Origin of the sequence: Agrobacterium vitis (assembly GCF_013337045.2) — a bacterium.
GTDB classification, from domain to species: domain Bacteria; phylum Pseudomonadota; class Alphaproteobacteria; order Rhizobiales; family Rhizobiaceae; genus Allorhizobium; species Allorhizobium vitis_B.
Genome location: NZ_CP118259.1, coordinates 2,789,697 through 2,814,151, shown reverse-complemented (window position 1 = coordinate 2,814,151; position 24,455 = coordinate 2,789,697). Strand labels below are relative to the sequence as shown.

Below are 24,455 nucleotides of genomic sequence, written 5' to 3'. Positions count from 1 at the left end.
ATCATCGAAATCAGGCTTCGAGTTTCTTTGCAATCATGCCGCGCAGGGTGGCGAGATCCTTGGCGAACGAACGGATGCCTTCGGACAGCTTTTCGGTCGCCATCGGATCTTCGTTCAAGGCCCAGCGGAACGCCTTTTCATCCATCGATACCAGAGGATCGGGCGTGGTCTTTTCAGGCGACAGCACGCGGGGCAGGTCGCCGGTTGCTGCATCCAGCTCATCCAGCAGCGCCGGGCTGATTGTCAAGCGGTCGCAACCGGCCAGCGCTTCAATCTCGCCCGCATTGCGGAACGACGCGCCCATCACGATGGTTTCGATGCCATTGACCTTGTAGAAATTATAGATCTGGCGCACCGACACCACACCCGGATCGGTTTCAGAGGTGTAGTTCTCGCCGGTCGATTTCTTGTACCAGTCGAGAATGCGACCGACGAAAGGCGAAATCAGGAAGACCTTGGCTTCAGCGCAGGCAATCGCCTGGGCGCGGGAAAATAGCAGGGTCAGGTTGCAGTCGATGCCTTCCTTTTGCAGCACTTCGGCGGCGCGAATGCCTTCCCAGGTGGAGGCGAGCTTGATCAGGATGCGATCCTTCTCGATGCCGCGCTCCTTGTACTGGGCAATGATGGCGCGGGCCTTGTTGAGCGAGGCCTGCGTATCGAAGGACAGATCAGCATCCACTTCGGTCGAGACCCGGCCCGGCACGATCTTGGCGAGCGCTGCACCAACCGAAATTGCCAGCCGATCGGCGATAGCCTCGGTCACGGCATCAGAAGCGCCGCCCTTGGCCTTGCCCCATTTGATCGCCTCTTCAAAGGCATCGGCAAACATGTCGGTGCCCAAGGCCTTCAGCACGATGGTCGGGTTGGTGGTGCAATCCACTGGCTTCAGGCGGGTTACGGCCTCAATGTCACCGGTATCGGCGACAACCGTGGTCATGGCGCGAAGCTGTTCGAGTTTCGAAGTCATCAGGCAATTCCTTCATGTCACATATTAAATGAACACTGGACGGGCATTTGCGTTCCAACACGTCTTTGCGACCTGGGACCATATCCTCTGTCCTTTGATCTGAATATCGTTATGGAGGGGCATTAAGTCAAGACATTTGTCCGTTGGATTTGACAAATGTTGCATGGCTTGCGATAGTCAGGAGACGGAAAACAGGGGGCAATTTGCATCGTGGTCAAGCTTCGCCGGGAGACCCAGAGCAGCTATTCGGAAGCGGCATCTCTGCGGCTTCGCGCTGCCTGGCTCTATTATAACCAGGGCCTGACCCAGAAGGATGTGGCCGAACGGCTCGGCATCAGCCGGTCAACGGTGATCCGGCTGCTGGATGAGGCGTTGAAACGCTCCGAAGTGCAGATCTGGATTGCCGAAGGCATCGATGATTGCGTCGAACTGGCTGTGAAGCTGGAGAAAAGCTTCGGCCTGGATGAGGCGGTGGTCGTGCCATCCTCTGCCGGGCAGGACGCCGAAGGCATCGCCCGCGCCGTCGGCCTGGCGCTTGGCCAGTTCCTGACCGAAGTGGTCACAGACAATGCAACCATCGGCGTCGGCTGGGGCCGCACCATGACGGCGTCGCTTGCCGGTTTTCGCCCGCCGCGCCGGGAAAACTGCAAGGTCGTCTCGCTGCTGGGCGGCATTGTCGCCGTTCACCAGACCAATCCCATCGACTATACATGGCGGCTGGCCAGCCAGCTCGGGGCGGAATGCTATATGTTCCTCGCTCCGCTGCTGGTCGATAGCGTCGCCACCAAACGGGCGCTGATCGAGGATTGCGGGTTGAAAACCCTCTATGATCTCGCCGAAAACCTCGACCTCGCCGTGGTCTCCTGCGGCGACATCCGCCCGCAATCCACCTCGCTGTCGGAAGGCTTCATCAGCCGCGCCACGCTGAACGAACTGATCGAGGCTGGCTGCGTCTGCGACACCATGTTCAACTTTCTCGATGCCGAGGGCCGCTCGGTCTCCCACCCGATCAACGAGCGGGTGATGTCGGTTGATCTCGACACGCTGAAAAAAGCCAAACACATCGTCATCGCGTCGGGCGGCGCCCACCGCGCCATCGCCATCCGCGCCACCATACGCCGCATTGGGTGCAACACGCTGATCACGGACGAGGCGGCGGCTAGGGAGTTGTTGGGGTTGGAGGGGTGAGGGGAGGATGGTTGCTTTGCGCCACTTGCGGACATGTCAGAGCTACATTAGTCTACAAACCCGCACCAAGCCCATCAAGGACAGCGCATCATGGCTGATACTGAGTTTGTTCTTTCTAGCGACCGAATGGGCCGCTTCATTGAAACAAAACTATCAGAGTGCATCATTGCTCAAAATGGCGATCTGGCTGTCTCACTAAAGCCAGACAGTGACTTTCTCAAACAATTGAACCTTCAATTTCGGCAGATTTTCATCAAACATTCTTCTTTTGCGACCGATAACTTCAGCTTTAAACCGCACGAATACTCCGACGGTTCACGGATTTTCATAGTCGATCAGTTTGCCGGTTCTGGTCACCTCAAGATATTGACGCGCCCGCTGTCTGTTTTGTGCGACACGGTGTTTCGTGTCACGGTTTCCTATCAAAGCTTCTTTGTGTGTGGTGACGCGCACATTTCTCCTTCAACCGGACTAAAGAAATTCTACTCGTCGACGGTCGCTTCAGCGAAGAAGGGAACTCAGCGGCTGGAGTTATGGCCAGGTAGAAGCATGTGGTTTGAGCAAGTTTTGTTGAACTCTCACACCGATATTGTCGAAATAGTGAGAGCATCATTTCGTCGTTCGTAAGAGCTTAGCTCCTTGTCCGTTTTGGGCCGGAAGCGGCTAACTAGGTCAAGTCAAGCCAACCTATTCGGTGTTGGAATTGACCCAGCAGAAGCGAGGTTCTTCTCTTGTAATCACGTCAACGCAGTCACCTCCCGTGACAAAAAGGTAGTGGGTAGATTCCGGGAGCAATACTTCGAAGACCTCGCGTTGCGCTGCCCAGAAGTGACTTCCCTGGACTTTGTAAGCAAAGTGGTTGGAGAGATGCCCCACTATTTCCATCCCTTGCTCTTCCAGCGCCCGGTGCATCTCATCGATGACCCGGAACATGTCTACGTGCGGAAAGAACACTCTCAGATGCTTGTCCTGCCCGCTCACAGAAAATATGCGCTCAGTTCCTTCGCACCTGAGTCAGGGTGGTAAGTCATCTCAAGACGAGCAAGGTCCGCCGCTGTCGCTCCCGCCCCGAGATCGAATTCCATGGGTTCGTACCTAATCACTGATTCGCCGACCTTTCGAAAGCATCTTCGCGTATGGTTTTATGTCGTTAGCTTCTGTACACTATGACTGCAACGGGCCTATGGTGTCCGTTGGGTCTGAGTTCAAATCTGATCTCTGTGATTTCAGCTGCTTGACGGAAGAATATTATGTAGAGGGAACCGTGGCGTTAGTGGATTACCACTGCTGCCACGCAGATTTAAGCACGAAGATGGCGGATACTGCCGAATGCCCAGCTTATTTTCCGCTGTTGGAAACAAAACTATAGAGGAGAGGACTGCAATGGCCGAAGACTATCACGCTCGTTTGGAAGAAAATGCTTGGGTGTTGGCCGATATGAAAGCAAATGGGGTCGATCTCTCTAAAGAGAGGATCATAGACTTTGCTCATGTCTTCAACAACAAAGCCGCCGCACAATCCTTTGTTGATGCCGTTGTGGCGCGAGGGCTGGTAGCCGAGTTTGATCTCATAGACAGCGGCGAGTATGACGTGATTGTCAGTCTACGGTTAAAGCCCAATCTCAACGAGATCACCGTGCATGAAAGTGACTTAGGCAAGCTCGCACGAAGCTTTCATGGTCACGCTGATGGCTGGGGATTTATAAACGATGATAACGTCGGTAGCCACTGAACCCAACGGCTTCCGCTTGACATATCCCTTATGAGCCAATTCCAGTAATATTAATATTTACTAATTTAGAATAAATTTGAGCGCGGATCGGGATATGCTCATCACCTTAATTGTCATTGGCAAGCATGCAAATATCTCAGACTCGTTGCGAGAAGTCGTACCCAGCCAATTGCCACCAGTAACAAAGCGATGGTGCGTTAGAGTCGGCAGCGATCATTAGTGAGGAAGTTTTCGTGCAACCTCCCGGAATTTCTCTTCTGTAAGCCCTGTAAGGGTAGGCATCTCCCAGTCAAAAAAGGACTTACTTTCGAGTGCATGAAGAATTAATGCTCTGACGCCATAAAACTCTTCGGGCGTGAGACTGGGTTGGGGAATTACCGATTTCAATGAAATGGCAATTTTCACCGCAGCGTTTCTTTGCGTTGGTCCGAATAATATAATTTCGTCATTCCGTTCCATCTCTTTTAACGCGCTTAGAATGGCTTCCATTATTGCCAGATCATACTGTTCGCCCAACGTGGCTACCTTTGAATTATTGACGCTGGACAAGTTGTATATTGGACGGTGTATTGAAGCAACCACAGTTCGCGATAGGACAACCGCGAACATCAAGACTCCACCTGCCCAGCCTCCCACCCCAGCATCGCCCGTTTCCGCGTCAAGCCCCAGTGATACCCCGTCAACGCGCCGCTCTTCCCCAGCGCCCTATGACACGGCACCACGAAGGAAATCGGGTTCCGTCCCACTGCTGCCCCCACGGCGCGGCTGGCGGTGGGTTGGCCGATTTTCTGGGCGATGTCGGAATAGGTGACGGCGCGGCCAAGCGGGATTTGCAGTAGGCTTTGCCAGACCCGGACCTGGAAATCCGAGCCGATCAGCACGACGCGGAGCGGCTGTTCCGCCTGCCAGCAGGCGGGGTCGAAGATCCTGGTCACATAGGGTTCGATGGCCACTGGGTCCTCGACAAAATTTGCCAGCGGCCAGCGCCCGGCCATGTCTGCGTAGCAGGCGGCTTCTTCGCCCGGATCGCAAAAGCCGAGGCCTGCCAAGCCGCGATCCGTCACCATCACCAGCGCCTGGCCGAACGGTGAAGAGTGGAAGCTGTGGCGGATGGTCAGGCCCGCTCCTTTGGCTTTCCATTCGCCCGGCGACATCGCTTCATGGCTGACGAACAGGTCATGCAACCGGCCCGGCCCGGACAGGCCAAGCTCCAGCGCGGTTTCCAGCAAAGGCAGGCCTTCATGGCCCAGCAGCCGTTTGGCATGATCCAGCGTCACCGCTTGCAAGAACGCTTTGGGCGACAGGCCAGCCCAGCGGGTGAAGGTTTTCTGCAATTGGGTGGGGGATTGGCCAAGCCGCTCGGCGATGGTTTCCAGCGCCGGTTGCTCCCGATAGTCCAGCGTCAGCATTTCGATCACCCGGCGCACGGTCTGGTAATCGCTCCCTTCGGGGGTGATGTCGCTGGCGCCTGTTTCAAAACTGCGGGCAAATGTGGTCATGGCACTTTTCCTTTGGCTCAAAGGGTTTGACCATGACAGGCCGTGCCGTGCCACCCGTTTCTTGCCATGTGGTGACGGAAATCAGATCCGCTGCGTCACCGTTGCCAAGGCGCCGCGAAAAGCCTTGGCAAAGCTTTCGCGATCATCGGGATTGAGGAAGGAGCCGACATCGGTGGCCCGGCCTTGCCCCTGTACCGACATCGAGATGATCCCGAACTCCTCGTGGCGGCGGACGAAAAACCGCGCCCAGAACGGGTTCCAGCGAAATTCAGTCATCCGCCCCGAGGGGGTAAATTTGCGGATCGACACAGTGGTGCGCGATACGGTCACTTCCTCGCGGGCTTTGGCCGCCCGGTAATTCAGCCGGAAGGCACCGTAGAGCAGCAGAAAATCCAGGCCGAAGAAAAACCCGATTGGCCAGGCGCCCGTCGTCAGGAAAAACCCGCCATAGCCGACACAGACGAGGCCGGACAGCATCAGCATGATGCGAAACCCCTTTCGGCCCAGCGACCGATAGGGTACCAGTTCGGCAGCGAAAATCGGTTGATCGGCAACCTCGCCCATGGACGCCATCCTTCTTTCCAAACCTGATCATGCCCAACCTGACTATGACAGAACCATGAAATCCAGCACGCAAACTTTGAAAAAGTCAATTTCTTCCGCAGCGCAGCCCAAGCCAGCGGGACGAAAAGTCGCGGTCCGCAGCGCCTATTCCAAGGCCGAGCTGGAGGAAATCTTCCGGCGGTTTTCCGTGCAGCGCCCGGAGCCGAAGGGCGAGCTGGAGCATGTCAACCCGTTTACCCTTGTCGTCGCCGTAGCCCTTTCGGCGCAGGCGACCGATGCGGGCGTCAACAAGGCGACCCGCGCCCTGTTTGCCGTGGCCGATACGCCGGAAAAAATGGTGGCGCTGGGCGAAGAGAAGGTGCGCGACTATATCAAGACCATCGGGCTTTTTCGCAACAAGGCGAAGAATGTCATCGCGCTCAGCCAAAAGCTGATCGACGATTTCGGCAGCGAGGTGCCGAAAACCCGCGAGGAACTGGTGACGCTGCCCGGCGTTGGCCGCAAGACCGCCAATGTGGTAATGTCCATGGCCTTCGGCATTCCGACCATGGCTGTCGACACGCATATCCTGCGGATCGGCAACCGCATCCGGCTGGCGCCCGGCAAGACGCCCGATGAGATCGAGGAGATCCTGATGCGGATCATCCCCACGCACTATCTTTTCCATGCCCATCACTGGCTGATCCTGCATGGGCGCTACTGTTGCAAGGCCCGCAAGCCTGAATGCGAACGCTGCGTGATTGCCGATCTGTGCAAATCGCCGGAAAAGACCTGCGACGTGCCAGCACCGCTGGTGGAGCTACCGCCGCAGATCCTTTGAAAACTGCGGGTCTTTGACCGACAGCATCTTGTGCAGATGCACCATCAGCCCTGCGGCAAACAGCGGCGTCAGCAGGTTGAGGATCGGGATTGCCAGAAATGCAGCAATCACCAGTCCGGCCAGGAAGATCGTGCCGGAATGCTTGGCGCGAAATTGCCGCGCCTCAATGGTCGGGCGCAGCCGCATGGCGGCGAATTCGAAAAACTCCCGGCCCAGCAAGTAGCCGTTGACCAGGAAAAACGCGATCAGGTTGATGCCCGGCACGAAGAGCAGCATGAAGGCGATGAGATTGCCGAGGATGACGATGCCGAAAAATTGCAGCGATTGGACGATGGCATCGCCAAGCGGCATGGCTGTGCCGGGCGTATCGGTTGGATAATCCCGCTTTTCCACGACTTCGGCGACATCATCGAGAAACAGGCCAGCAATGATGGCTGTAACCGGCGCCAACAGCAGCGCCAGCACCAATGCCAGGCCAATACTGGCGACAATGCCGAGGATCAGCACCAGCCAGCCGGCCCAATCCGGCGTTGCTGGGAAAAACCCGGCAAACCAGGGCCAGAGATAGAAGATAAACAGCTCACGCAGCGCCAGCCACAGCCCGGCCAGGGCGGCCAGCGTCAAGCCCAGCACTTTCCAGAACACCGAACGGGTTTCCGGCGCAAACAGATTGCGCAGCGACAGCATGGCGGCATCAAGGATCACAGGCAGCTCCCAGGGCAGGACCAGAATGACAGATCAGAACGGTGAGGATGTGGGAGGCGGAATGCCGCCGTGCAAGAGTTAAGAGAGCAAGAGTTAAGAGAGCAAGGGAAGCCCCTTGCTCTCTCAATCAATGTCAATGCAGCTTCTTGCGCGCCGCATCCTCGGCTTTCGTCGCCTGCTTCTTGCGCCGTGCCATCATATTGAGGCCTTCGACAAGGGCGGAGAAGGCCATGGCGGCGTAGAGATAGCCCTTCGGCACATGGAAGCCCATGCCATCGGCAATCAGCGTCATACCAATCATCATCAGGAAGCCCAGGGCCAGCATGACCACGGTCGGGTTTTTCTCGATGAAGCGGCCCAGCGGGTTGGCCGCCAGCAGCATGACGGTGACGGCGAAGATCACGGCAATCACCATAATAACCACATGCTCGGTCATGCCAACGGCGGTGATGATGCTGTCAACCGAAAACACCAGGTCAAGCAGCAGGATCTGGCCGATTGCAGCCCCCATGGTCGTCGTGGCGGTGCCGATGAAATCGCCTTCCTTGTCGACCGGATCGACGCTGTGATGGATTTCCTTGGTGGCTTTCCAGACCAGGAACAGGCCACCAGCAATCAGGATCATGTCCTTCCAGGAGAAGCCGTGGCCGAACAGGGTGAAGACCGGCGTGGTCAGCTGAACGATCCAGGCGACGGTGCCGAGCAGGCCGAGGCGCATGACGAGCGCTAGACCAATACCGATCTTGCGGGCCTTATCTCTTTGCCCCTCCGGCAGCTTGTTGGTGAGAATGGAAATGAAGACCAGATTGTCTATTCCCAGCACCACTTCCATGACGATCAGCGTCACAAGAGCGATCCAGGCCGCCGGATCGCTGAGCAAATAGGTAAAGTCCTGCATAAAATCGATATCCCCCGTGCAAAAAGCGCATTGCGACACAAATAGGGAGCCGATGCGGCATCAGCAAGGGCGGCAAGTCAAGTGAGATGACCATCAACCTTGTGGTGGTGATTACTCAGTTGGCCGCTTGCGCCTCAAGGCCGCTTTTGGCCTTGCGATCATAGGCGAGCATGAAAATATGCAGGGCGTTGTCGATGATGTAGTCGATTTCCGCCTGCGGCGGCGGCACTTCGATTTCACCGAACAGCCGCTTCTTGAAATAGGAGCCGGTGGCCAGTTCGATGAACTGGCGGGCGGCAAGCTCGGTATCGGCTATGTCGAGACGCCCGGCCTTGACCTGGACCTCCAGATAATCCTCCAGAACCGTGCGGACGTTTTCCGGTCCAGATTGCATGAAGCTCTTACACAGGTGAGGCATGCGGTCTTGCACGGCCAGCAACATGCGCATGGCCGGAATCATCTCGCTGGTGAGGATGTAATCGGTAAAAGCCCTGGCGTAACGGCGCAGAGCAGCGTGCAGGTCGATCTCGTCCGCCAGAATATCGCGCAGAGCGGCGGCAAATTTCTGCTTCTGAGTGTTGATCAGCGCGGCAAACAGATCTTCCTTGCTCTGGAAATAGACATAGATCGTCCCCTTGGACACGCCGGCTTCCCGGGTGACATCGTTCATGCTGGCCGCATCGAAGCCATGCTTCATGAAGGCGCGTTTGGCACCATCCAGGATCTGGTCGCGCTTTGCCGGATCTTCACCTGCGGCGAAACGTCCTGACGCGGCCTGGGCGGGTTTTTCATCGTCGACGACTGTCATGCTCGGGTGTCTTCGCTCGTATGGGGCATTTGCAACACAAAAATTAACTTTAGATGGCGGGCACTCATTTGTTCTCTTGATATGCGGTATGAATTGGCCTATGTCAAATCGAACCGAACGGTTCCGTTCGATTGTTTCCGCCTTTGTTGTATGGTGACGTTATGTCTGTTTCTCCCAGAAAGGGCGCGATCCGCGCCGTCGATACACAGGATCAATCGGTCGATCAGGAGCGTTCCGCCTTGGATGAAGCCGTGACCGGCGAGGTCGGTTCCGATCCGGTGACAGGCGACGCGACGGCACGTGATGCCAAGGCGCGGGCTGAAGCCGCGTCGCCCGCCGCGACGGTAGCGCCTGCCGCAGGACAGGCCCCTCCGAAGAAGCGCCGCAGCCCCGTGCTGCCGATCATCGCGCTGGCCGTTCTGGCGGGTGCGGGCTATTACGGCTACAATTACTGGACCGAGGGCCGGTTCATGATCTCCACCGACGACGCCTATATTGGCGGTGATATCGCGGTGATCACCCCGAAGGTGACCGGCTATGTCCAGTCGGTCTCGGTGACCGACAACGATCATGTCAAGAAGGGCGACGTGATCGCCACTCTCGATGGCGGCGATTATCACATTGCGCTCGATCAGGCCAAGAGCCAGCTCGCCACGCAGAAGCTGACGGTGGAGCGCATCGAGGCGCAGGTGCAGGGCGGCGAAGCGGCTCTTCAGCAATCCAAGGCCCAGCAGGCATCCGCCGAGGCGACGTTGCGTACGGCGCAATTGTCCTTCAAGCGTGTCACGGATTTGCGGGCCCAGTCGGTGATGTCTCAGTCCGAGCTGGACACCGCAACATCGACGCTCGCTGTCGCCCAGGCCAATGTGGATGCTGCGGTTGCAGCCGTTGCCTCCTCGGTGTCAAGCATTGCCGTCCTCAAGGCCCAGAAGGCCGAGGCGCAGGCTGGCGTGCTGACGGAAGAAACGGTCGTTGCAAAGGCCCAGCGCGATCTGGATTTCACCGTGCTGCGTGCACCTTATGACGGTGTGATCGGTAATCTGGCCGTTCAGGTCGGCGATCTCGTGTCGAGCAGCAAGCGGCTTGCCTCACTGGTGCCGGTTGGCAGGCTCTATATCGATGCCAATTTCAAGGAAACGCAGCTGTCCGGTATCGTGCCGGGTTCCAAGGTGCGGGTGCATGTGGATGCCTATGACGAGCATGCCGTTGAAGGGACAGTGGTGTCGATTGCCGCAGGTTCCGGTTCGATCTTCTCGATGCTGCCGGCAGAAAATGCCACGGGCAATTTCACCAAGGTCATCCAGCGGGTTCCGGTACGGATCTCCATTCCGCAGGACGTGCTCGACAAGGGTTATCTGCGGGCAGGCTTAAGTGTTGTGGTTGATGTCGACACCCGCACCGCGCCCAAGGCACCTGACGCGAAGTAACAAGCCGCTAAGTAAAAAGCACCGCAAGGCACGGATTTCGAGGCAGGATCATGACGGAAAATGCAAGCACGGCCGGACCGGGCGAGGTTCCGCACACGCTGAGCCGGCGCGATGTCATCGGCTTTCTGGCGATGGTGTTCGGCATGTTCATGGCCATCCTCGACATCCAGATCGTCTCGGCATCGCTTTCCGAAATCCAGGCTGGTCTTGGGGCCGGTTCTGAAGAAGTGTCGTGGGTGCAGACGTCCTATCTGATCGCGGAAGTGATCATGATCCCCTTGTCTGGCATGCTGGCACGGATCGTGTCGACACGGGTGCTGTTTTCCTGTGCGGCGGCTGGTTTCACCATTGCCAGCGCCATGGCGGCGACCGCCACCAATATCGAGCAGATGATCATCTACCGCGCCATCCAGGGCTTTATCGGCGGCGGCATGATTCCCTCGGTTTTTGCTGCGGCGTTTACAATTTTTCCGCCCTCCAAACGCAGCATCGTCTCGCCGATCATCGGCCTGGTCGCAACGCTTGCGCCAACCATCGGCCCGACGGTTGGCGGCTATATCAGCCATGCCATGTCCTGGCACTGGCTGTTTCTGATCAATGTGTTCCCCGGTATTATCGTCACCCTCGTGGTCTGGACATTCGTGGACTTCGACAAGCCCGACAGATCCTTGCTGGCGAAGTTCGACTGGTGGGGCCTGTTTTCCATGGCGCTTTTTCTGGGGGCGATGGAATATGTTCTGGAAGAGGGCAATAACAAGGACTGGTTTAACGACGAGCGCATCGTTTGGGGCGCTCTGCTGATGACCTTGGGTGGGGTGGTGTTCTTCTACCGTGCCTTCACCTGCGAGCAGCCCGTGGTCGATCTCAGGGCTTTTTCCAATCGAAATTTTGCCTTCGGATCACTGTTCTCCTTCGTCATGGGCATGGGCCTCTATGGCTTGACCTATCTCTATCCGCTCTATCTTTCACGGATACGCGGCTATGACAGTCTGATGATCGGCGAAACAATGTTTGTTTCGGGTCTTGCGATGTTTCTGACCGCGCCGCTTGCTGGCATATTGTCCACGAAAATGGACCCGCGGCTGATGATGGCCTGCGGCTTTACCAGCTTTGCGCTTGGCACCTACATGGTTACGGGCATGACCGCCGATTGGGATTTTTACGATTTGCTGGTGCCGCAAATCTTGCGTGGCTGCGCATTGATGACGTGCATGGTTCCGATCAACAATATTGCCCTTGGCACTCTTCCTCCCGAGCGGATCAAAAATGCGTCCGGCCTCTACAATCTGACACGAAATCTCGGTGGTGCCGTCGGGCTGGCGATCATCAACACACTGTTGACCCGGCGCACGGACGAGCATTATGCACGCATGGTCGAACATGTGACCTGGAGCAAGCCAGCGGCGATGAACTGGCTCGAAACGCTTTCGTCCAATTACGCGTTTCATGGTCTTGATGGTGATAATGCAGCCTTGAAAAAACTGTCCGGCATGGTCAACCAGCAAGCCTGGATCATGGCATTTATGGATGTATTTTTAGGGATCACAATCTTGTTTATTGCGCTAACGGCACTTTCAACGATGATAAAAAAACCTGAAGGTGCCGTGCCCGCCGATGCGGCGCACTAATTGATTTGACTTTCCGCTAGAGAAGGCAGGTCAAGGCTTCGTCGGGTAAAAGACCCCCCGTCATTCTGGTTAGGTAGAGGTTTTTACCTAGCCATTAATTCCCGCGATCCACCGCAGAAACTTGGCCGCCACTCACCTGGCGGCCTTTTTTTGTTCAAGTCTGATGTACGTACATCAAAAAATCATTTACGGATGCTGGGTCATGGGATAAAGGTCAGATCCTGACAGAGAGATGTGGTGATGAAACCGACGGTTCATGACATTGCGGCACAGGCGGGCGTCAGCTTGGCGACGGTGGACCGGGTTTTGAACAATCGCACTGGCGTCAGTGCTGCGACCCGCGCCCGCGTGGAAAGCGCCGTCGGCGTGCTTGGCTATGTTCGGGATCTGGCAGCGGCCAATCTGGCCAAAGGCCGGATTTATCCTTTCATTTTCATCCTGCCTGCCAATGACAATTCCTTTATGCACGGTCTGCGCCTGCAAGTGCTCGATGCCGCCAGCCGGGCTGGCATGGAGCGAACCCGCATCGATATTATCGATGTTGCGGCTTTCGATGCGGCATCTTTGATCGCGGCCCTGGACGATGCTGCGGCACGCCAACCCGCTGGCGTGGCCGTGGTGGCGGTGGATGCGCCGGACGTGGCTGCGGCTGTAGCGCGGTTGCGTGGTGCTGGCATACCGGTGGTGACACTGGTCTCCGATCTCAGCGGTGCCGAGCGCGACCATTTTGTCGGCATAGACAACCGTGCCGCCGGGCGCACGGCAGCCAGCCTGCTTGGCCGGTTTACCGGCGGACGGCAAGGGACGATTGCAATTGTCGCCGGGTCGATGCTGGTGCGCGACCACCGCGACCGGTTCGAGGGATTTCGCGCTGTGATGGCGGCTGAATTTCCGCAATTGACCTTGCTACCGGTGCTGGAAGGCCGTGACGATCCGCATCGTGTCGAAACCCTGCTGCAGGATCTGTTTTCGCAATCGCCTTATATAACAGGCCTCTACAGCCTGGGTGCAGGCAATCGCGGCCTGATCGCGGCACTGGAGCGGCTGGATGCCGACCGTCGCCCCCTGGTGGTCGCCCATGAATTGACGCCGGTGACGAGAGCGGCGCTGATGTCTGGACTGATCGATGCGGTGCTGAACCAGGACGCCGGACATGAAGTGCGCAGCGCCATCCGGGTGTTGAAGGCCAAGGCCGATGGTGCGGCTGTGTTGGCGGCGCAGGAACGCATTCGTCTCGACATATTTCTCAAAGACAATCTGCCAGAGCAAGAACAGCGATAACAGGCAGAATAGGGAGGCTTCTCATGTATCTTGGATTGGATCTCGGCACGTCCGGCGTCAAGGCGATGTTGATCGACGCGGACCAGACGGTGATTGGCTCGGCCAATGGCGCGCTGACCGTCTCTCGCCCGCATTCCGGCTGGTCGGAACAGGTGCCGGCGGATTGGATCAGGGCGACGCAGGAGGCCATTGCCGGGCTGAGAGCACAGTTTTCTCGCGAGCTTGCCGCCGTCAAAGGCATCGGCCTTTCCGGCCATATGCATGGCGCAACGCTGATCGATGCCCAAGGTGATGTCTTGCGGCCCTGCATTCTGTGGAACGACACCCGCTCCTTCAAACAAGCCGCAGCGCTGGATGCCGATCCGCGTTTTCGCGCGCTGACCGGCAATATTGTCTTTCCTGGCTTCACGGCGCCGAAACTGGCCTGGGTGAAGGAGAATGAGCCGGATATTTTCGCCAAGGTTGCCAAGGTTTTGCTGCCCAAGGATTATCTGCGGCTCTGGCTGACGGGCGAATATCTATCGGAAATGTCGGATTCGGCTGGCACCTCCTGGCTCGATACCGGCAAGCGCGCCTGGTCGGGCGAGCTTCTCGCCGCCACCGATCTCGGCGAACAACACATGCCCGGCCTGGTCGAAGGCACTGCCGAGGCGGGCCGGTTGCGCGCCGAGTTGGCGGCGGATTGGGGCATGGCTGCCGGTGTCATCATTGCAGGCGGGGCGGGGGACAATGCGGCGTCTGCTTGCGGCATGGGCACGGTGGCGGAAGGGCATGCCTTCGTGTCGCTTGGCACGTCCGGTGTGTTGTTTGCTGCCAATGCCTCCTATCTGCCAAAGCCGGAAAGCGCCGTGCATGCCTTTTGCCACGCGCTTCCCAATACCTGGCACCAGATGGGCGTGATCCTGTCGGCCACGGACGCCCTGAATTGGTATTCCGGTGTCAGCGGCAAGCCTGCCGGAGACCTGACGCATGAGCTTGGCGAGGAGCTGAAGGCCCCAACCGGCGTGACCTTCCTGCCTTATCTCTCGGGCGAGCGCACGCCCCATAACGATGCTGAAATCCGGGGCGCGTTCATTGGTCTCGGCCACGAATCCAGCCGCGCTGTTCTGACCCAGGCCGTGCTGGAAGGCGTGTCCTTCGCCATCAGGGACAGTCTTGAAGCGCTGAAATCGGCGGGAACGTCACTGTCGCGGGTCACGGCGATCGGTGGTGGTTCGCGCTCGCGCTACTGGCTGGCATCGATTGCCACAACGCTTGGCATTCCCGTCGATATTCCAGCCGATGGTGATTTTGGGGCTGCCTTTGGTGCGGCCCGTCTGGGGTTGATTGCCGCAACCGGGGCCGATCCGCTTGCCGTTTGCTCTGCACCACCGACGGAAGCAACCATCGAGCCGGTGACGGCTTTGCGCGACGGTTACGAGGACGCCTATCAGCGCTACCGCGCGCTCTATCCGGCCATCAAGCAATTGGGTCCCACCACGCTGGCTCAATGAAAACCACAGAAAACGTTTAACATCAGGAGGAAAACCCATGAGCACAGGCTTTTTTGGCGACATCACTAAGATCAAATATGAAGGCCCTGACAGCACTAACCCGCTGGCCTTCCGCCATTATAACCCCGATGAAGTGGTAATGGGCAAGCGGATGGAAGACCATCTGCGCTTTGCCGTGGCCTATTGGCACACATTTGTCTGGCCGGGCACCGACCCGTTCGGCGGCAATACGTTTGAACGTCCATGGTTCAAGGATTCGATGGATGCTGCCAAGCTGAAGGCCGATGTGGCCTTTGAATTCTTCCAGTTGCTCGGCACGCCTTACTACTGCTTCCACGATGCGGATGCGCGTCCCGAAGGCGCGTCCTTTGCCGAAAACACCAAAAATCTCAATGAGATTGTCGATTATTTTGCCCAGAAGCAGGCCGATACCGGCGTCAAGCTGCTGTGGGGTACGGCCAACATGTTCTCGCATCGCCGCTACATGTCGGGTGCAGCTACCAACCCGGACCCTGACGTCTTTGCCTTTGCCGCAGCCACGGTGAAAACCTGCCTGGATGCCACGCAGAAACTGGGTGGCGAAAACTACGTGCTGTGGGGTGGCCGCGAAGGCTATGAAACCCTGCTCAACACCGACCTGAAGCAGGAACTCGACCATATGGGCCGTTTCCTCAACATGGTGGTGGAATACAAGCACAAGATCGGCTTCAAGGGCGCCATCTTGATCGAGCCGAAACCGCAGGAGCCTTCCAAGCATCAGTATGACTATGATGTGGCCACCGTCTACGGCTTCCTCAAGACTTACGGTCTGGAGAAGGAAGTGAAGGTCAATATCGAGCAGGGCCATGCCATCCTGGCTGGTCACACCTTCGAGCATGAATTGGCACTGGCCAACGCGCTGGGCATTTTCGGCTCCATCGACATGAACCGTAACGACTATCAATCCGGTTGGGATACCGACCAATTCCCCAACAATGTGCCGGAAATGGCGCTGGCCTATTATCAGGTTCTGCAGGCGGGCGGCTTTACCTCTGGCGGCACCAATTTCGATAGCAAGCTGCGCCGCCAGTCCATCGATCCGGCGGATCTGCTGATCGGCCATATCGGCGGTATGGATTGCTGCGCTCGCGGCCTGAAGGCTGCTGCGAAAATGGTGGAAGACAAAGCGCTGTCGGCGCCCCTCGCCAACCGCTACGCAGGCTGGAACAGCGACGGCGCCAAGGCCATGCTGGCCAGTGGCACGCTGGAGAGCATTGCTGCCCGGGTTGAAGGCGAAAACATCAATCCGCAGCCGGTGTCCGGTCAGCAGGAATTGTTGGAAAACGTCGTCAATCGCTACGTTTGATCGCTTTGATGCACTGCCAGGGAAATGGAGGTTTTCCCTGGCAGTTTTTTTTGATAGATAAACTGCAACGTTTCAGTATCATTTTGGAGGAGATGTTTATGAAGACGATTAAAGGCCCTGCCTTGTTTTTGGGCCAGTTTGCCGGTGATGCCGCGCCTTTTAATTCCTGGGATAGCATTACCAAATGGGCTGCCGATAAAGGCTATCTTGGCGTGCAGGTTCCGACCTGGGCCAGCCAGTTGATCGACCTGAAAAAGGCCGCCGAGTCCAAGGATTATTGTGACGAATTGGCCGGTATCGCCCGCGCCAATGGCGTCGAGATCACCGAGCTTTCCACCCATTTGCAGGGACAGCTGGTGGCGGTGCATCCGGCCTATGACGAAGCGTTTGACGGTTTCGCTGCCCCCGAAGTGCGTGGCAACCCGAAAGCCCGGCAGGAATGGGCTGTGCAACAGGTCAAATACGCGCTGAAGGCCTCGAGCCATCTGGGCATCAAGGCGCATGCCACGTTTTCGGGCGCGCTGGCCTGGCCGTTTATTTACCCATGGCCGCAGCGTCCCGCAGGTCTGGTGGAAACCGCGTTTGACGAGCTGGCGAAGCGCTGGCTGCCCATTCTCGACTATGCCGACGAGCAGGGTGTCGATGTGTGCTACGAAATCCATCCCGGCGAAGACCTGCATGACGGCGTGACATTCGAGATGTTTCTGGAGCGGGTGAAAAACCATTCACGCGCTAACATGCTCTATGATCCCTCGCATTATGTGCTGCAATGCCTCGATTATCTCGACCATATCGACATCTACAAAGACCGCATCAAGATGTTCCACGTCAAGGATGCCGAGTTCAATCCGAATGGCCGTCAGGGCGTTTACGGTGGCTACCAATCCTGGGTCAACCGCGCCGGGCGCTTCCGCTCACCGGGCGACGGACAGGTGGATTTCGGGGCGATCTTCTCGAAAATGGCTGCCAATGATTTCGAAGGCTGGGCCGTGGTCGAGTGGGAATGCGCCCTAAAACACCCCGAAGACGGCGCCCGCGAAGGGGCGGAATTCGTCAAGGCGCATATTATCCGGGTCACGGAACATGCCTTTGACGATTTCGCCGCCAGCGGCACCGATGATGCGGCCAATCGGCGGATGTTGGGGCTGTAAATATCGTTTCCGCTTGCGGCGATACCCCCCTCTGCCCTGCCGGGCATCTCCCCCTCAAGGGGGGAGATCGAGTGGTGAGATGTCGGCGACTTGATGATTAAAATAGCAAGGTTTGCGGCCAATCTCCCCCCTTGAGGGGGAGATGTCACGGGAGTGACAGAGGGGGGTACCCCGCGTTCTACGAATCTTGAGGAGGAAATTCCAATGACCATCGAAGCAAGCAAATCGCAGCAACGCGCCCCCAAAATCCGCCTCGGCATGGTGGGCGGCGGGCAGGGCGCGTTTATTGGCGCGGTCCACCGTATGGCGGCAAGGCTCGACGACCATTACGATCTGGTGGCGGGGGCTTTGTCCTCGACGCCGGAAAAGTCCCTGGCCTCTGGCCGCGATCTGGGGCTCGATCCCACCCGCTGCTATGGCTCTTTTGAAGAAATGGCTTCGAGCGAAGCGGCGCGCCCGGATGGGATCGAGGCGGTGTCTATCGTCACGCCCAATCACATGCATTACCCGGCGGCAAAAGCCTTTCTGGAGCGCGGCATCCATGTGATCTGCGACAAGCCGCTAACCTCCAATCTGGAGGATGCCAAAAAACTGAAAGAGGTTGCCGACAAGGCTAAAGCCCTGTTTATCCTCACCCACAATTATACCGGCTATCCCATGGTGCGCCATGCGCGGGAACTGGTGCAAAACGGCGAGCTGGGCGAGATCCGGCTGGTACAGATGGAATATCCGCAGGATTGGCTGGCGGAACCGGTGGAGCAGACAGGCGCCAAGCAGGCCGTATGGCGCACCGACCCGGCCCAATCGGGTGTCGGCGGCTCCACCGGCGATATCGGCACCCATGCCTATAACCTCGGCAGCTTCATTTCCGGATTGGAACTGGAGGAACTCGCCGCCGACGTGCACACCTTCGTTGAAGGCCGCAGGCTGGATGACAACGCCCATGTGATGCTGCGCTTCCAAGGCGGCGCCAAGGGGTTGTTATGGTGCAGCCAGGTGGCAACCGGCAATGAAAACGGGTTGAAAGTGCGCATCTACGGCACCAAGGCCGGGATCGAATGGACGCAAGCCGATCCGAACTACCTGTGGTTCACCAAGCTCGGCGAACCAAAGCAACTGATCACCCGCGGCGGTGCCGGGGCCGGTGGGGCAGCCGCCCGCGTCACCCGCATTCCCGGCGGCCATCCGGAAGGCTATCTTGAAGCCTTCGCCACCATCTATTCCGAAGCCGCCCAGGCTATTCTTGCCGCGCGAACGGGTGCGGCGGTTGATCCGGCGGTCGTTTATCCGACTGTCGATGATGGGGTGAAGGGCGTGGCTTTTGTGACGGCGTGTATCGAATCGTCGAAGCAGAATGGGGCTTGGGTGCGAGTTTGAAGTCGAATGCCTAGGGCCGTGGAAGCGGCCCTTGGTATTTTTTCAGTAGAAGTACGGCTAAAGCCGGTCAGCTTACTTGCATTTGTATTGGGACGTCCAAATCCATTTCACTTCGGAGGTTGAACTCGGGATCGTTTGCTGGGTCATGCCCGTGCTGGCAGGTTTACTATCGACGCAGAGCAACCAGTAGGGTGTGCCCAGCTTCCCATCGGTGGTTGACGGCGTGGCCGGAAACGTACCTGTGGCGAGAACCATCAGCAGGGAGTTGCCGCTATATTGATGCGACCATCCAGTGACATAGTCGGGACCAGCCGTTTGCATGGCTTGTTCAACGGTCATGCCTGATGTCCAGTTAACGCTATAGCTTATCGTGGTTTGATTCTCGGTGTAGACGAGAGTGGCGCTGTTGGCTGTGGCGGGTAGCGCCATGCTGATTGTCGCCGCGCAGAGAAAATGGATAAAAGCTGTTTTCATAAATGTATCCCCCAGATTAATGCATCTTCAGGTAGCATTTCTTCTTTGGAAATACAACATAATGAGTAGGTGCGATGTGTTGTTTTTCGTCCGTGGCGTTCCTGCCGCAACTGCGTTAAGACCTGAATACGTCCTGTTTATTCAAGTTTAAGTGTCGAAAGGTTCCCGATGACCGACGCAAAAACCCTTGCTGCCCGCTTCCCCGGTGATTTCCTGTTTGGCGTGGCCACCGCCGCCTACCAGATTGAAGGTGCCACCAAGGCGGATGGGCGAAAGCCCTGCATCTGGGATGCGTTTGCCAATATGCCGGGGCGGGTGTTCGAGCGGCATAATGGCGATATGGCCTGCGATCATTACAATCGCTGGGAACAGGATCTCGACCTGATCCAGGAGATGGGCGTTTCCGCCTATCGCTTTTCCATTGCCTGGCCGCGCATTATTCCTGATGGCACGGGCCGCGTGAATGAGACGGGGCTGGATTTTTACGACAAGCTGGTCGATGGGTTGAAGGATCGCGGCATCAAGGCCTATGCGACGCTTTATCATTGGGATCTGCCATTGGCGCTGATGGGCGATGGCGGCTGGACGGCGCGCTCCACGGCCTATGCCTTCCAGCGCTATGCCAAGCTGGTGATGGCACGGCTAGGTGATCGGCTGGATGCCGTGGCGACCTTCAATGAGCCGTGGTGTTCGGTCTGGCTTAGTCATCTCTACGGTGTGCATGCGCCGGGCGAGCGGAGTATGGATGCGGCGCTGCATGCCTTGCACTATACCAATCTCGCCCATGGGCTTGGCATTGATGCCATCCGGCAGGTCGCGCCGCAGGTGCCTGCGGGTCTGGTGCTGAACGCCCATTCGGTTATCCCCGGCTCGCAGAGTGCGGCTGATCTGGCCGCCGCTGAACGCGCTCATCAGTTTCACAATGGCGCTTTCTTCGATCCGGTCTTCAAGGGCGAATATCCGGCAGAATTCATAGCCTCCCTTGGCAATCGCATGCCTGTCATAGAGGACGGCGACTTGGAGGTCATCTCCCAGAAACTCGACTGGTGGGGCCTGAATTACTACACGCCGATGCGGGTTGCTGACAATCCGGCTGAGGGTGCCGAGTTTCCCGCCACGGTGGATGCGCCGCCAGTCTCGACGGTCAAGACCGATATCGGCTGGGAAGTCTATGCCCCGGCGCTGAAGTCGCTGGTGGAAGGGCTTTACGACCGTTACACGCTGCCGGTCTGCTACATCACCGAAAACGGTGCCTGCTATAATATGGAGGTGGCCGAGGGCGTGGTGGATGACCAGCCACGGCTGGATTATTACGCTGAACATCTGGGCGTGGTGGCCGACCTGATTGCCGAGGGCATCCCCATGAAGGGTTATTTCGCCTGGAGCCTGATGGACAATTATGAATGGGCGGAAGGCTACCGCATGCGGTTCGGCCTCGTGCATGTCAATTATGACACGCAGGTTCGCACGCTGAAAAACAGCGGCAAATGGTATAGCGCGCTGGCTGCGGAATTCCCGAAGGGGAACCACATCGCCAAATGAGGCTATGCTGGCTCCCGCGTTATTGCGTGATCATAGTCTTGCTTATTGCGCTGCAATAAATCATTATTCCCTTTCAGGTTGTGATCTTGATCGGGGGAATATGTATGGGACGGGTACAACTGCCGCTTTCAGGCAATGTCACGCAGGCGATCAATCCATGGACCTGGGTCTATAGTCCGACCCAGGTCGGGCAGGCCAGTTTGGTCACGTTCAATATCGATGTCGGCCCCTCGACCAATCCCGAGGCGGAGAAGGATATTTTGATGAATGTGGCCAGCTACGGCAAGCAGCTTGGCCGCATTGAGGACGCTCTTCGCGTGGTGATCAAACAGCTGGAACCGCTGGTCCTGGATGAAAAACTTGCTGATAACGAGGCGATCATCGCCTTCCGGGCGTTGATGTACGAAATCGATACGATCAAGAAACAGCATCAGAAATAGCGATTGGTATAGCCGCGCCCTCATCCCTGCCGTATTTTCCGAGTTTTTTAGCTGAAGTGAATTTTTTAAAATTTCAGGATAGAACTGGGTCGAATTTTAAACGGGAGATTTGGATGACGTCATGCGCGGGTTGCCGAGACGGCGCAGCTTTCAGTGTTCCCTTCTCCATGGCATTTCAGCCTATCGTGGATATGCGCGATGGTGCTGTGTTTGGTTATGAAGCGCTGGTGCGTGGCGCGGACGGCGCCGGTGCGGCCACGGTTATGGCTGGTATCAACACGGACAATCGCTATGCTTTTGATCAGAGCTGCCGGGTTAAGGCCATTGAACTGGCGGCGGCATTGCTACCGGAGACCTCGACGGCAAAGCTATCCATCAATTTCATGCCCAATGCCGTTTATGAGCCGCGCGTCTGTATTCGTCTGACGCTGAATACGGCTGAACGGGTCGGTTTTCCTCTGGACCGGATTCTGTTTGAATTTACCGAAAACGAGCGGATCGATACCGATCATCTGCTCAACATTCTGAAAACCTATCGCAGCATTGGCTTCAAGACGGCGATTGATGACTTCGGGGCTGGCCATGCCGGGCTGACGCTTCTGGCGAAATTTCAGCCCGATATCGTCAAGCTGGACATGGAACTGGTGCGCGGCATCGATCAGGATCGGGCCAAGCGGATCGTGTTGCGCCATACGCTGGCGATGTTGACGGAGTTCGGCATTCTTCCATTATGCGAAGGGGTGGAAACCCAAGAAGAGCTGGATGTGCTGAAGGATATGGGCGTACCCTATGTTCAAGGCTATCTTCTTGCCCGCCCAGCGTTTGAACGGTTCGATCAACCGGATCTTGCGCTCTTGTCGTGACAGTCCTTGTGACTGGACGTATGACAGCAAACGCCGCCTCACAGATCCCGGATCAGCCGCCGATATGCCGTTCGCCGCGTTGCTTGGCCAGCGCAATCTGCTTCTGGCGCTGACGGTAGCGATCCCGGTCGGCTTCTGTGCGGGTCTCATAGCAATGGCTGCACGACACGCCGGCCTCGTAATAGGGCGAAGACAGTTCTTCCGGCGTGATCGGATTGCGGCAGGCGTGGCACAACTGGTGGTCGCCCTCCTTCAATCCGTGGGTCACGGAAACGCGCTCGTCGAACACGAAGCAGGCACCGTCCCACAGGCTTTCTTCTTCCGGCACGTGTTCCAGATATTTCAGGATGCCGCCCTTCAGGTGGTAGACCTCTTCGAAACCCTGTTGCTTCATGAAGGCCGTGGCCTTTTCGCAGCGAATGCCGCCGGTGCAATACATGGCGATTTTCGGCTTGTTGTGCAGGCCGGGATTGTTCTTCACCCAATCGGGAAATTCGCGGAAAGTCTTGGTATTGGGATCGACCGCGCCCCGGAAAATGCCGATGGCGGTTTCGTAATCGTTGCGGGTGTCAATCAGGATGGTATCGGGATCGGAAATCAGCGCGTTCCAGTCCTTGGGATCGACATAGGTGCCGACGATCTTGTTGGGGTCGATATCCTCTACCCCCATGGTGACGATCTCTTTTTTCAGCTTCACCTTCATGCGCACGAAAGGCATTTTCGACGCCCGGCTTTCCTTGTGCTCAAGGCTGGCAAATTCCGGCTGGGCGCGCAAATAGGCCAGCACCGTGGCAATGCCCGCATCCGTACCGGCAATCGTGCCATTGATGCCTTCATGGGCCAAAAGCAAAGTACCCTTGACGCCCTGCGCCTTGCAAAGAGTATCGAGCGGTTCACGAAAGCTTTCGAACCGCGCGAAGGACGCAAAATGATAGAGCGCGGCCACACAGAATGCGCCGCCCTCTTCATGGCGAGGATTTTGAAGATCGTCTGTCATGGCCTGCGAAATACTGCCAATGCCGCCGGGAATCAACGAATTTCAGCAGGTGCGCCGCGCTTTGAGTTTCGTCAAGTCATGCCGGTGGGTTGAAGACGCGAATCCGATGGCCGTCTGGATCGGTGGCGAGGAAAGTCCGCCCGAACTCCATATCGGTCGGTGCTTGCAGCATGGGGACGCCAAGCGCTTGCCATTGCGTGTGGAGATCATCGACATCCGCAGCCGTATCGGCCCGGATCGCCAGTTCGCAGCCGCCGCCTGTAATGCTTGCCGCAGGCTCAACGGTGTGGCGGGACCAGAGGCCGAGAATGAATCCGCCCGGCAGCGCGAACATGGCAAATGTCGCTGATATTTCGACGGGCGCAACACCGAAGACCTGCTGATAGAAATGGGCGCTTGTCTCGGGTGTATCGACGTAAAGAATGGTCATTTTCGGGATTGAGGTGGTTGTCATGGGAGCGTCTCCTTCAGGTTGACGCTCGGTTTGTAACCCAGCCTGCTGCCAAAAAATGGCAGGAGTGTTGACGGCTCTGCTCTTTTGTCTGACGCTCTAAAAAATCCGATCTGGAATGCTGTTATGCTCGCGCCATCGTTTCAGCAGGCTGGCCCGACGCATCGGGTAGCGCAGAGCGAGTGTCTTGCACTCCCCAATGCGGTCGCAGCGAAAATGTCTGAAATCTTCCCGCAGCGTACACCAGGCCAGCAAGATCCGTGCGCCTTCAAAGAATGTCAGGGCGAAGGGCCAGATATCGCGGCTGCTCGTCGCCCCTTTTTCATCCCGGTAGACGATATGCAGCACATGTTCAGCGCGGATCGCCTGCCGAAACGGGCTGAGATCGGCTGGAAGCTGCCCCGCTGCTCTATCGCTTGGCCCGACCAGCAGACTATTATCCTCAAGACTGCGGCGCAGTTCGTCGGGCAGCACGGCGATGATTTTTGCAAGCGCGTCGCGGGCGGCGAGGCCCAAGTGCTGGTCGGTTCGTTGTGCAACAAAGCGGGAGCCAAGCACCAGCGCTTCGATTTCCTGTGGGCTGAACATCAGCGGCGGTAGCATGTAGCCCGGACGCAGCACATAGCCAAGTCCGGCCTCGCCCTCGATACCGGCGCCCTGGCTCTGGAGCGTGGCAATGTCGCGGTAGAGCGTGCGGATGGAGACGCCCAGTTCTTCGGCCAATACCTGTCCGGTCACCGGGCGGCGATAGCGCCGCAGAATTTGCAGCAGGGAAAGAAGACGCTCGGACCGGGTCATCAACTGTC

26 protein-coding genes are annotated in these 24,455 nt (G+C 57.5%); 14 read left to right on the top strand and 12 right to left on the bottom strand.

Features of this window, described 5'->3' with window-relative positions:
• Nucleotides 1-10: 10 nt before the first annotated feature.
• Nucleotides 11-967, bottom strand: coding sequence for a transaldolase (gene tal / locus G6L01_RS13550; RefSeq protein WP_070166893.1), 957 nt, complete (start codon nt 965-967; stop codon nt 11-13).
• Nucleotides 968-1,177: 210 nt separating this feature from the next.
• Between tal and G6L01_RS13545 the strand changes: the two genes are divergently transcribed.
• Together G6L01_RS13545 and G6L01_RS13540 are read left to right on the top strand one after the other, a co-directional pair.
• Complete coding sequence (locus G6L01_RS13545; protein ID WP_070166892.1) at nt 1,178-2,155, top strand: sugar-binding transcriptional regulator; 978 nt, start codon at nt 1,178-1,180, stop codon at nt 2,153-2,155.
• A gap of 90 nt (nt 2,156-2,245) precedes the next feature.
• Nucleotides 2,246-2,782: a hypothetical protein gene (locus tag G6L01_RS13540; RefSeq protein WP_070166891.1), complete on the top strand. Its 537-nt coding sequence runs from the start codon at nt 2,246-2,248 to the stop codon at nt 2,780-2,782.
• Nucleotides 2,783-2,842: 60 nt separating this feature from the next.
• Here the strand turns inward: G6L01_RS13540 and G6L01_RS13535 are convergent, their stop codons facing one another.
• Nucleotides 2,843-3,088: a hypothetical protein gene (locus G6L01_RS13535; RefSeq protein WP_139190344.1), complete on the bottom strand. Its 246-nt coding sequence runs from the start codon at nt 3,086-3,088 to the stop codon at nt 2,843-2,845.
• Nucleotides 3,089-3,538: 450 nt separating this feature from the next.
• Here G6L01_RS13535 and G6L01_RS13530 point away from each other — a divergent pair, with 450 nt between their 5' ends.
• Nucleotides 3,539-3,886 carry a ribonuclease E inhibitor RraB gene (locus tag G6L01_RS13530; protein ID WP_070166889.1) on the top strand — a complete coding sequence of 116 codons (348 nt, stop codon included), beginning with the start codon at nt 3,539-3,541 and terminating at the stop codon, nt 3,884-3,886.
• A 216-nt stretch (nt 3,887-4,102) separates the two neighbouring features.
• On the opposite strand, the gene G6L01_RS13525 is transcribed toward G6L01_RS13530, so the two are convergent.
• From G6L01_RS13525 to G6L01_RS13515, 3 genes are all read right to left on the bottom strand, one after another.
• On the bottom strand, nt 4,103-4,495 hold the full coding sequence (locus tag G6L01_RS13525; protein WP_060718338.1) for a hypothetical protein: 393 nt from the start codon (nt 4,493-4,495) through the stop codon (nt 4,103-4,105).
• Nucleotides 4,495-5,385 (bottom strand): methylated-DNA--[protein]-cysteine S-methyltransferase, encoded by an 891-nt coding sequence (locus G6L01_RS13520; RefSeq protein WP_070166888.1) that lies wholly within the window; start codon nt 5,383-5,385, stop codon nt 4,495-4,497. The genes G6L01_RS13525 and G6L01_RS13520 overlap by 1 nt, the downstream gene beginning before the upstream one ends.
• Before the next feature lie 81 nt (nt 5,386-5,466).
• On the bottom strand, nt 5,467-5,949 hold the full coding sequence (locus tag G6L01_RS13515) for a DUF2244 domain-containing protein (protein ID WP_070166887.1): 483 nt from the start codon (nt 5,947-5,949) through the stop codon (nt 5,467-5,469).
• 55 nt (nt 5,950-6,004) lie between these two features.
• Between G6L01_RS13515 and nth the strand changes: the two genes are divergently transcribed.
• On the top strand, nt 6,005-6,769 hold the full coding sequence (gene nth / locus G6L01_RS13510) for an endonuclease III (RefSeq protein WP_070167009.1): 765 nt from the start codon (nt 6,005-6,007) through the stop codon (nt 6,767-6,769).
• Here nth and G6L01_RS13505 read toward each other — a convergent pair.
• The 3 genes from G6L01_RS13505 to G6L01_RS13495 form a co-directional block, all read right to left on the bottom strand.
• Nucleotides 6,749-7,474, bottom strand: coding sequence for a sulfate transporter family protein (locus G6L01_RS13505; RefSeq protein WP_070166886.1), 726 nt, complete (start codon nt 7,472-7,474; stop codon nt 6,749-6,751). The genes nth and G6L01_RS13505 overlap by 21 nt on opposite strands.
• 133 nt (nt 7,475-7,607) lie before the next feature.
• Nucleotides 7,608-8,372, bottom strand: coding sequence for a TerC family protein (locus tag G6L01_RS13500; protein ID WP_070166885.1), 765 nt, complete (start codon nt 8,370-8,372; stop codon nt 7,608-7,610).
• A 115-nt stretch (nt 8,373-8,487) separates the two neighbouring features.
• Complete coding sequence (locus tag G6L01_RS13495) at nt 8,488-9,180, bottom strand: TetR/AcrR family transcriptional regulator (RefSeq protein WP_070166884.1); 693 nt, start codon at nt 9,178-9,180, stop codon at nt 8,488-8,490.
• Nucleotides 9,181-9,341: 161 nt separating this feature from the next.
• On the opposite strand from G6L01_RS13495, the gene G6L01_RS13490 reads away from it, so the two are divergent.
• The 7 genes from G6L01_RS13490 (at nt 9,342) to G6L01_RS13460 (ending at nt 18,882) form a co-directional block, all read left to right on the top strand.
• On the top strand, nt 9,342-10,607 hold the full coding sequence (locus G6L01_RS13490; protein ID WP_234892005.1) for an HlyD family secretion protein: 1,266 nt from the start codon (nt 9,342-9,344) through the stop codon (nt 10,605-10,607).
• A 50-nt stretch (nt 10,608-10,657) separates the two neighbouring features.
• The gene (locus G6L01_RS13485; RefSeq protein WP_070166883.1) at nt 10,658-12,235 is read left to right on the top strand and encodes a DHA2 family efflux MFS transporter permease subunit; all 1,578 of its coding nucleotides are present in this window, start codon (nt 10,658-10,660) and stop codon (nt 12,233-12,235) included.
• 240 nt (nt 12,236-12,475) lie between these two features.
• A complete protein-coding gene (locus tag G6L01_RS13480) occupies nt 12,476-13,516 on the top strand; it encodes a LacI family DNA-binding transcriptional regulator (protein ID WP_070166882.1) in 1,041 nt (346 codons plus the stop codon).
• A 23-nt stretch (nt 13,517-13,539) separates the two neighbouring features.
• On the top strand, nt 13,540-15,009 hold the full coding sequence (gene xylB, locus G6L01_RS13475; RefSeq protein WP_071206522.1) for a xylulokinase: 1,470 nt from the start codon (nt 13,540-13,542) through the stop codon (nt 15,007-15,009).
• Nucleotides 15,010-15,046: 37 nt separating this feature from the next.
• The gene (xylA, locus tag G6L01_RS13470) at nt 15,047-16,354 is read left to right on the top strand and encodes a xylose isomerase (protein ID WP_070166880.1); all 1,308 of its coding nucleotides are present in this window, start codon (nt 15,047-15,049) and stop codon (nt 16,352-16,354) included.
• 98 nt (nt 16,355-16,452) lie between these two features.
• Nucleotides 16,453-17,505, top strand: coding sequence for a sugar phosphate isomerase/epimerase family protein (locus G6L01_RS13465; protein WP_070167007.1), 1,053 nt, complete (start codon nt 16,453-16,455; stop codon nt 17,503-17,505).
• Between the two features lie 204 nt (nt 17,506-17,709).
• On the top strand, nt 17,710-18,882 hold the full coding sequence (locus tag G6L01_RS13460; RefSeq protein WP_070166879.1) for a Gfo/Idh/MocA family protein: 1,173 nt from the start codon (nt 17,710-17,712) through the stop codon (nt 18,880-18,882).
• Nucleotides 18,883-18,954: 72 nt separating this feature from the next.
• On the opposite strand, the gene G6L01_RS13455 is transcribed toward G6L01_RS13460, so the two are convergent.
• A complete protein-coding gene (locus G6L01_RS13455; RefSeq protein WP_070166878.1) occupies nt 18,955-19,356 on the bottom strand; it encodes a hypothetical protein in 402 nt (133 codons plus the stop codon).
• Between the two features lie 168 nt (nt 19,357-19,524).
• Here G6L01_RS13455 and G6L01_RS13450 point away from each other — a divergent pair, with 168 nt between their 5' ends.
• From G6L01_RS13450 to G6L01_RS13440, 3 genes are all read left to right on the top strand, one after another.
• The gene (locus G6L01_RS13450; protein WP_070166877.1) at nt 19,525-20,898 is read left to right on the top strand and encodes a GH1 family beta-glucosidase; all 1,374 of its coding nucleotides are present in this window, start codon (nt 19,525-19,527) and stop codon (nt 20,896-20,898) included.
• 104 nt (nt 20,899-21,002) lie between these two features.
• A complete protein-coding gene (locus G6L01_RS13445; protein WP_070166876.1) occupies nt 21,003-21,338 on the top strand; it encodes a hypothetical protein in 336 nt (111 codons plus the stop codon).
• A 113-nt stretch (nt 21,339-21,451) separates the two neighbouring features.
• Nucleotides 21,452-22,201 carry an EAL domain-containing protein gene (locus tag G6L01_RS13440; RefSeq protein ID WP_174089267.1) on the top strand — a complete coding sequence of 250 codons (750 nt, stop codon included), beginning with the start codon at nt 21,452-21,454 and terminating at the stop codon, nt 22,199-22,201.
• 52 nt (nt 22,202-22,253) lie between these two features.
• Here the strand turns inward: G6L01_RS13440 and trhO are convergent, their stop codons facing one another.
• From trhO to G6L01_RS13425, 3 genes are all read right to left on the bottom strand, one after another.
• Nucleotides 22,254-23,198 carry an oxygen-dependent tRNA uridine(34) hydroxylase TrhO gene (gene trhO, locus G6L01_RS13435; protein WP_070167006.1) on the bottom strand — a complete coding sequence of 315 codons (945 nt, stop codon included), beginning with the start codon at nt 23,196-23,198 and terminating at the stop codon, nt 22,254-22,256.
• Nucleotides 23,199-23,274: 76 nt separating this feature from the next.
• On the bottom strand, nt 23,275-23,652 hold the full coding sequence (locus G6L01_RS13430) for a VOC family protein (RefSeq protein ID WP_071206530.1): 378 nt from the start codon (nt 23,650-23,652) through the stop codon (nt 23,275-23,277).
• A 96-nt stretch (nt 23,653-23,748) separates the two neighbouring features.
• Complete coding sequence (locus G6L01_RS13425) at nt 23,749-24,447, bottom strand: helix-turn-helix transcriptional regulator (protein ID WP_070166873.1); 699 nt, start codon at nt 24,445-24,447, stop codon at nt 23,749-23,751.
• Between the last annotated feature and the right edge of the window lie 8 nt (nt 24,448-24,455).

Bases quoted from the DNA above. Each gene is read 5' to 3' on its own strand.
- G6L01_RS13445 (WP_070166876.1), top strand. From the start codon at position 21,003: ATGGGACGGGTACAACTGCCGCTTTCAGGCAATGTCACGCAGGCGATC.
- G6L01_RS13430 (WP_071206530.1), bottom strand. From the start codon at position 23,652: ATGACAACCACCTCAATCCCGAAAATGACCATTCTTTACGTCGATACA.
- G6L01_RS13480 (WP_070166882.1), top strand. From the start codon at position 12,476: ATGAAACCGACGGTTCATGACATTGCGGCACAGGCGGGCGTCAGCTTG.
- G6L01_RS13465 (WP_070167007.1), top strand. From the start codon at position 16,453: ATGAAGACGATTAAAGGCCCTGCCTTGTTTTTGGGCCAGTTTGCCGGT.
- G6L01_RS13440 (WP_174089267.1), top strand. From the start codon at position 21,452: ATGACGTCATGCGCGGGTTGCCGAGACGGCGCAGCTTTCAGTGTTCCC.
- trhO (WP_070167006.1), bottom strand. From the start codon at position 23,198: ATGACAGACGATCTTCAAAATCCTCGCCATGAAGAGGGCGGCGCATTC.
- G6L01_RS13425 (WP_070166873.1), bottom strand. From the start codon at position 24,447: ATGACCCGGTCCGAGCGTCTTCTTTCCCTGCTGCAAATTCTGCGGCGC.
- G6L01_RS13540 (WP_070166891.1), top strand. From the start codon at position 2,246: ATGGCTGATACTGAGTTTGTTCTTTCTAGCGACCGAATGGGCCGCTTC.
- G6L01_RS13455 (WP_070166878.1), bottom strand. From the start codon at position 19,356: ATGAAAACAGCTTTTATCCATTTTCTCTGCGCGGCGACAATCAGCATG.
- G6L01_RS13535 (WP_139190344.1), bottom strand. From the start codon at position 3,088: ATGTTCCGGGTCATCGATGAGATGCACCGGGCGCTGGAAGAGCAAGGG.
- tal (WP_070166893.1), bottom strand. From the start codon at position 967: ATGACTTCGAAACTCGAACAGCTTCGCGCCATGACCACGGTTGTCGCC.
- xylA (WP_070166880.1), top strand. From the start codon at position 15,047: ATGAGCACAGGCTTTTTTGGCGACATCACTAAGATCAAATATGAAGGC.
- G6L01_RS13490 (WP_234892005.1), top strand. From the start codon at position 9,342: ATGTCTGTTTCTCCCAGAAAGGGCGCGATCCGCGCCGTCGATACACAG.
- nth (WP_070167009.1), top strand. From the start codon at position 6,005: ATGAAATCCAGCACGCAAACTTTGAAAAAGTCAATTTCTTCCGCAGCG.
- G6L01_RS13460 (WP_070166879.1), top strand. From the start codon at position 17,710: ATGACCATCGAAGCAAGCAAATCGCAGCAACGCGCCCCCAAAATCCGC.
- G6L01_RS13515 (WP_070166887.1), bottom strand. From the start codon at position 5,949: ATGGGCGAGGTTGCCGATCAACCGATTTTCGCTGCCGAACTGGTACCC.
- G6L01_RS13485 (WP_070166883.1), top strand. From the start codon at position 10,658: ATGACGGAAAATGCAAGCACGGCCGGACCGGGCGAGGTTCCGCACACG.
- G6L01_RS13500 (WP_070166885.1), bottom strand. From the start codon at position 8,372: ATGCAGGACTTTACCTATTTGCTCAGCGATCCGGCGGCCTGGATCGCT.
- G6L01_RS13520 (WP_070166888.1), bottom strand. From the start codon at position 5,385: ATGACCACATTTGCCCGCAGTTTTGAAACAGGCGCCAGCGACATCACC.
- xylB (WP_071206522.1), top strand. From the start codon at position 13,540: ATGTATCTTGGATTGGATCTCGGCACGTCCGGCGTCAAGGCGATGTTG.
- G6L01_RS13450 (WP_070166877.1), top strand. From the start codon at position 19,525: ATGACCGACGCAAAAACCCTTGCTGCCCGCTTCCCCGGTGATTTCCTG.
- G6L01_RS13525 (WP_060718338.1), bottom strand. From the start codon at position 4,495: ATGTTCGCGGTTGTCCTATCGCGAACTGTGGTTGCTTCAATACACCGT.
- G6L01_RS13495 (WP_070166884.1), bottom strand. From the start codon at position 9,180: ATGACAGTCGTCGACGATGAAAAACCCGCCCAGGCCGCGTCAGGACGT.
- G6L01_RS13530 (WP_070166889.1), top strand. From the start codon at position 3,539: ATGGCCGAAGACTATCACGCTCGTTTGGAAGAAAATGCTTGGGTGTTG.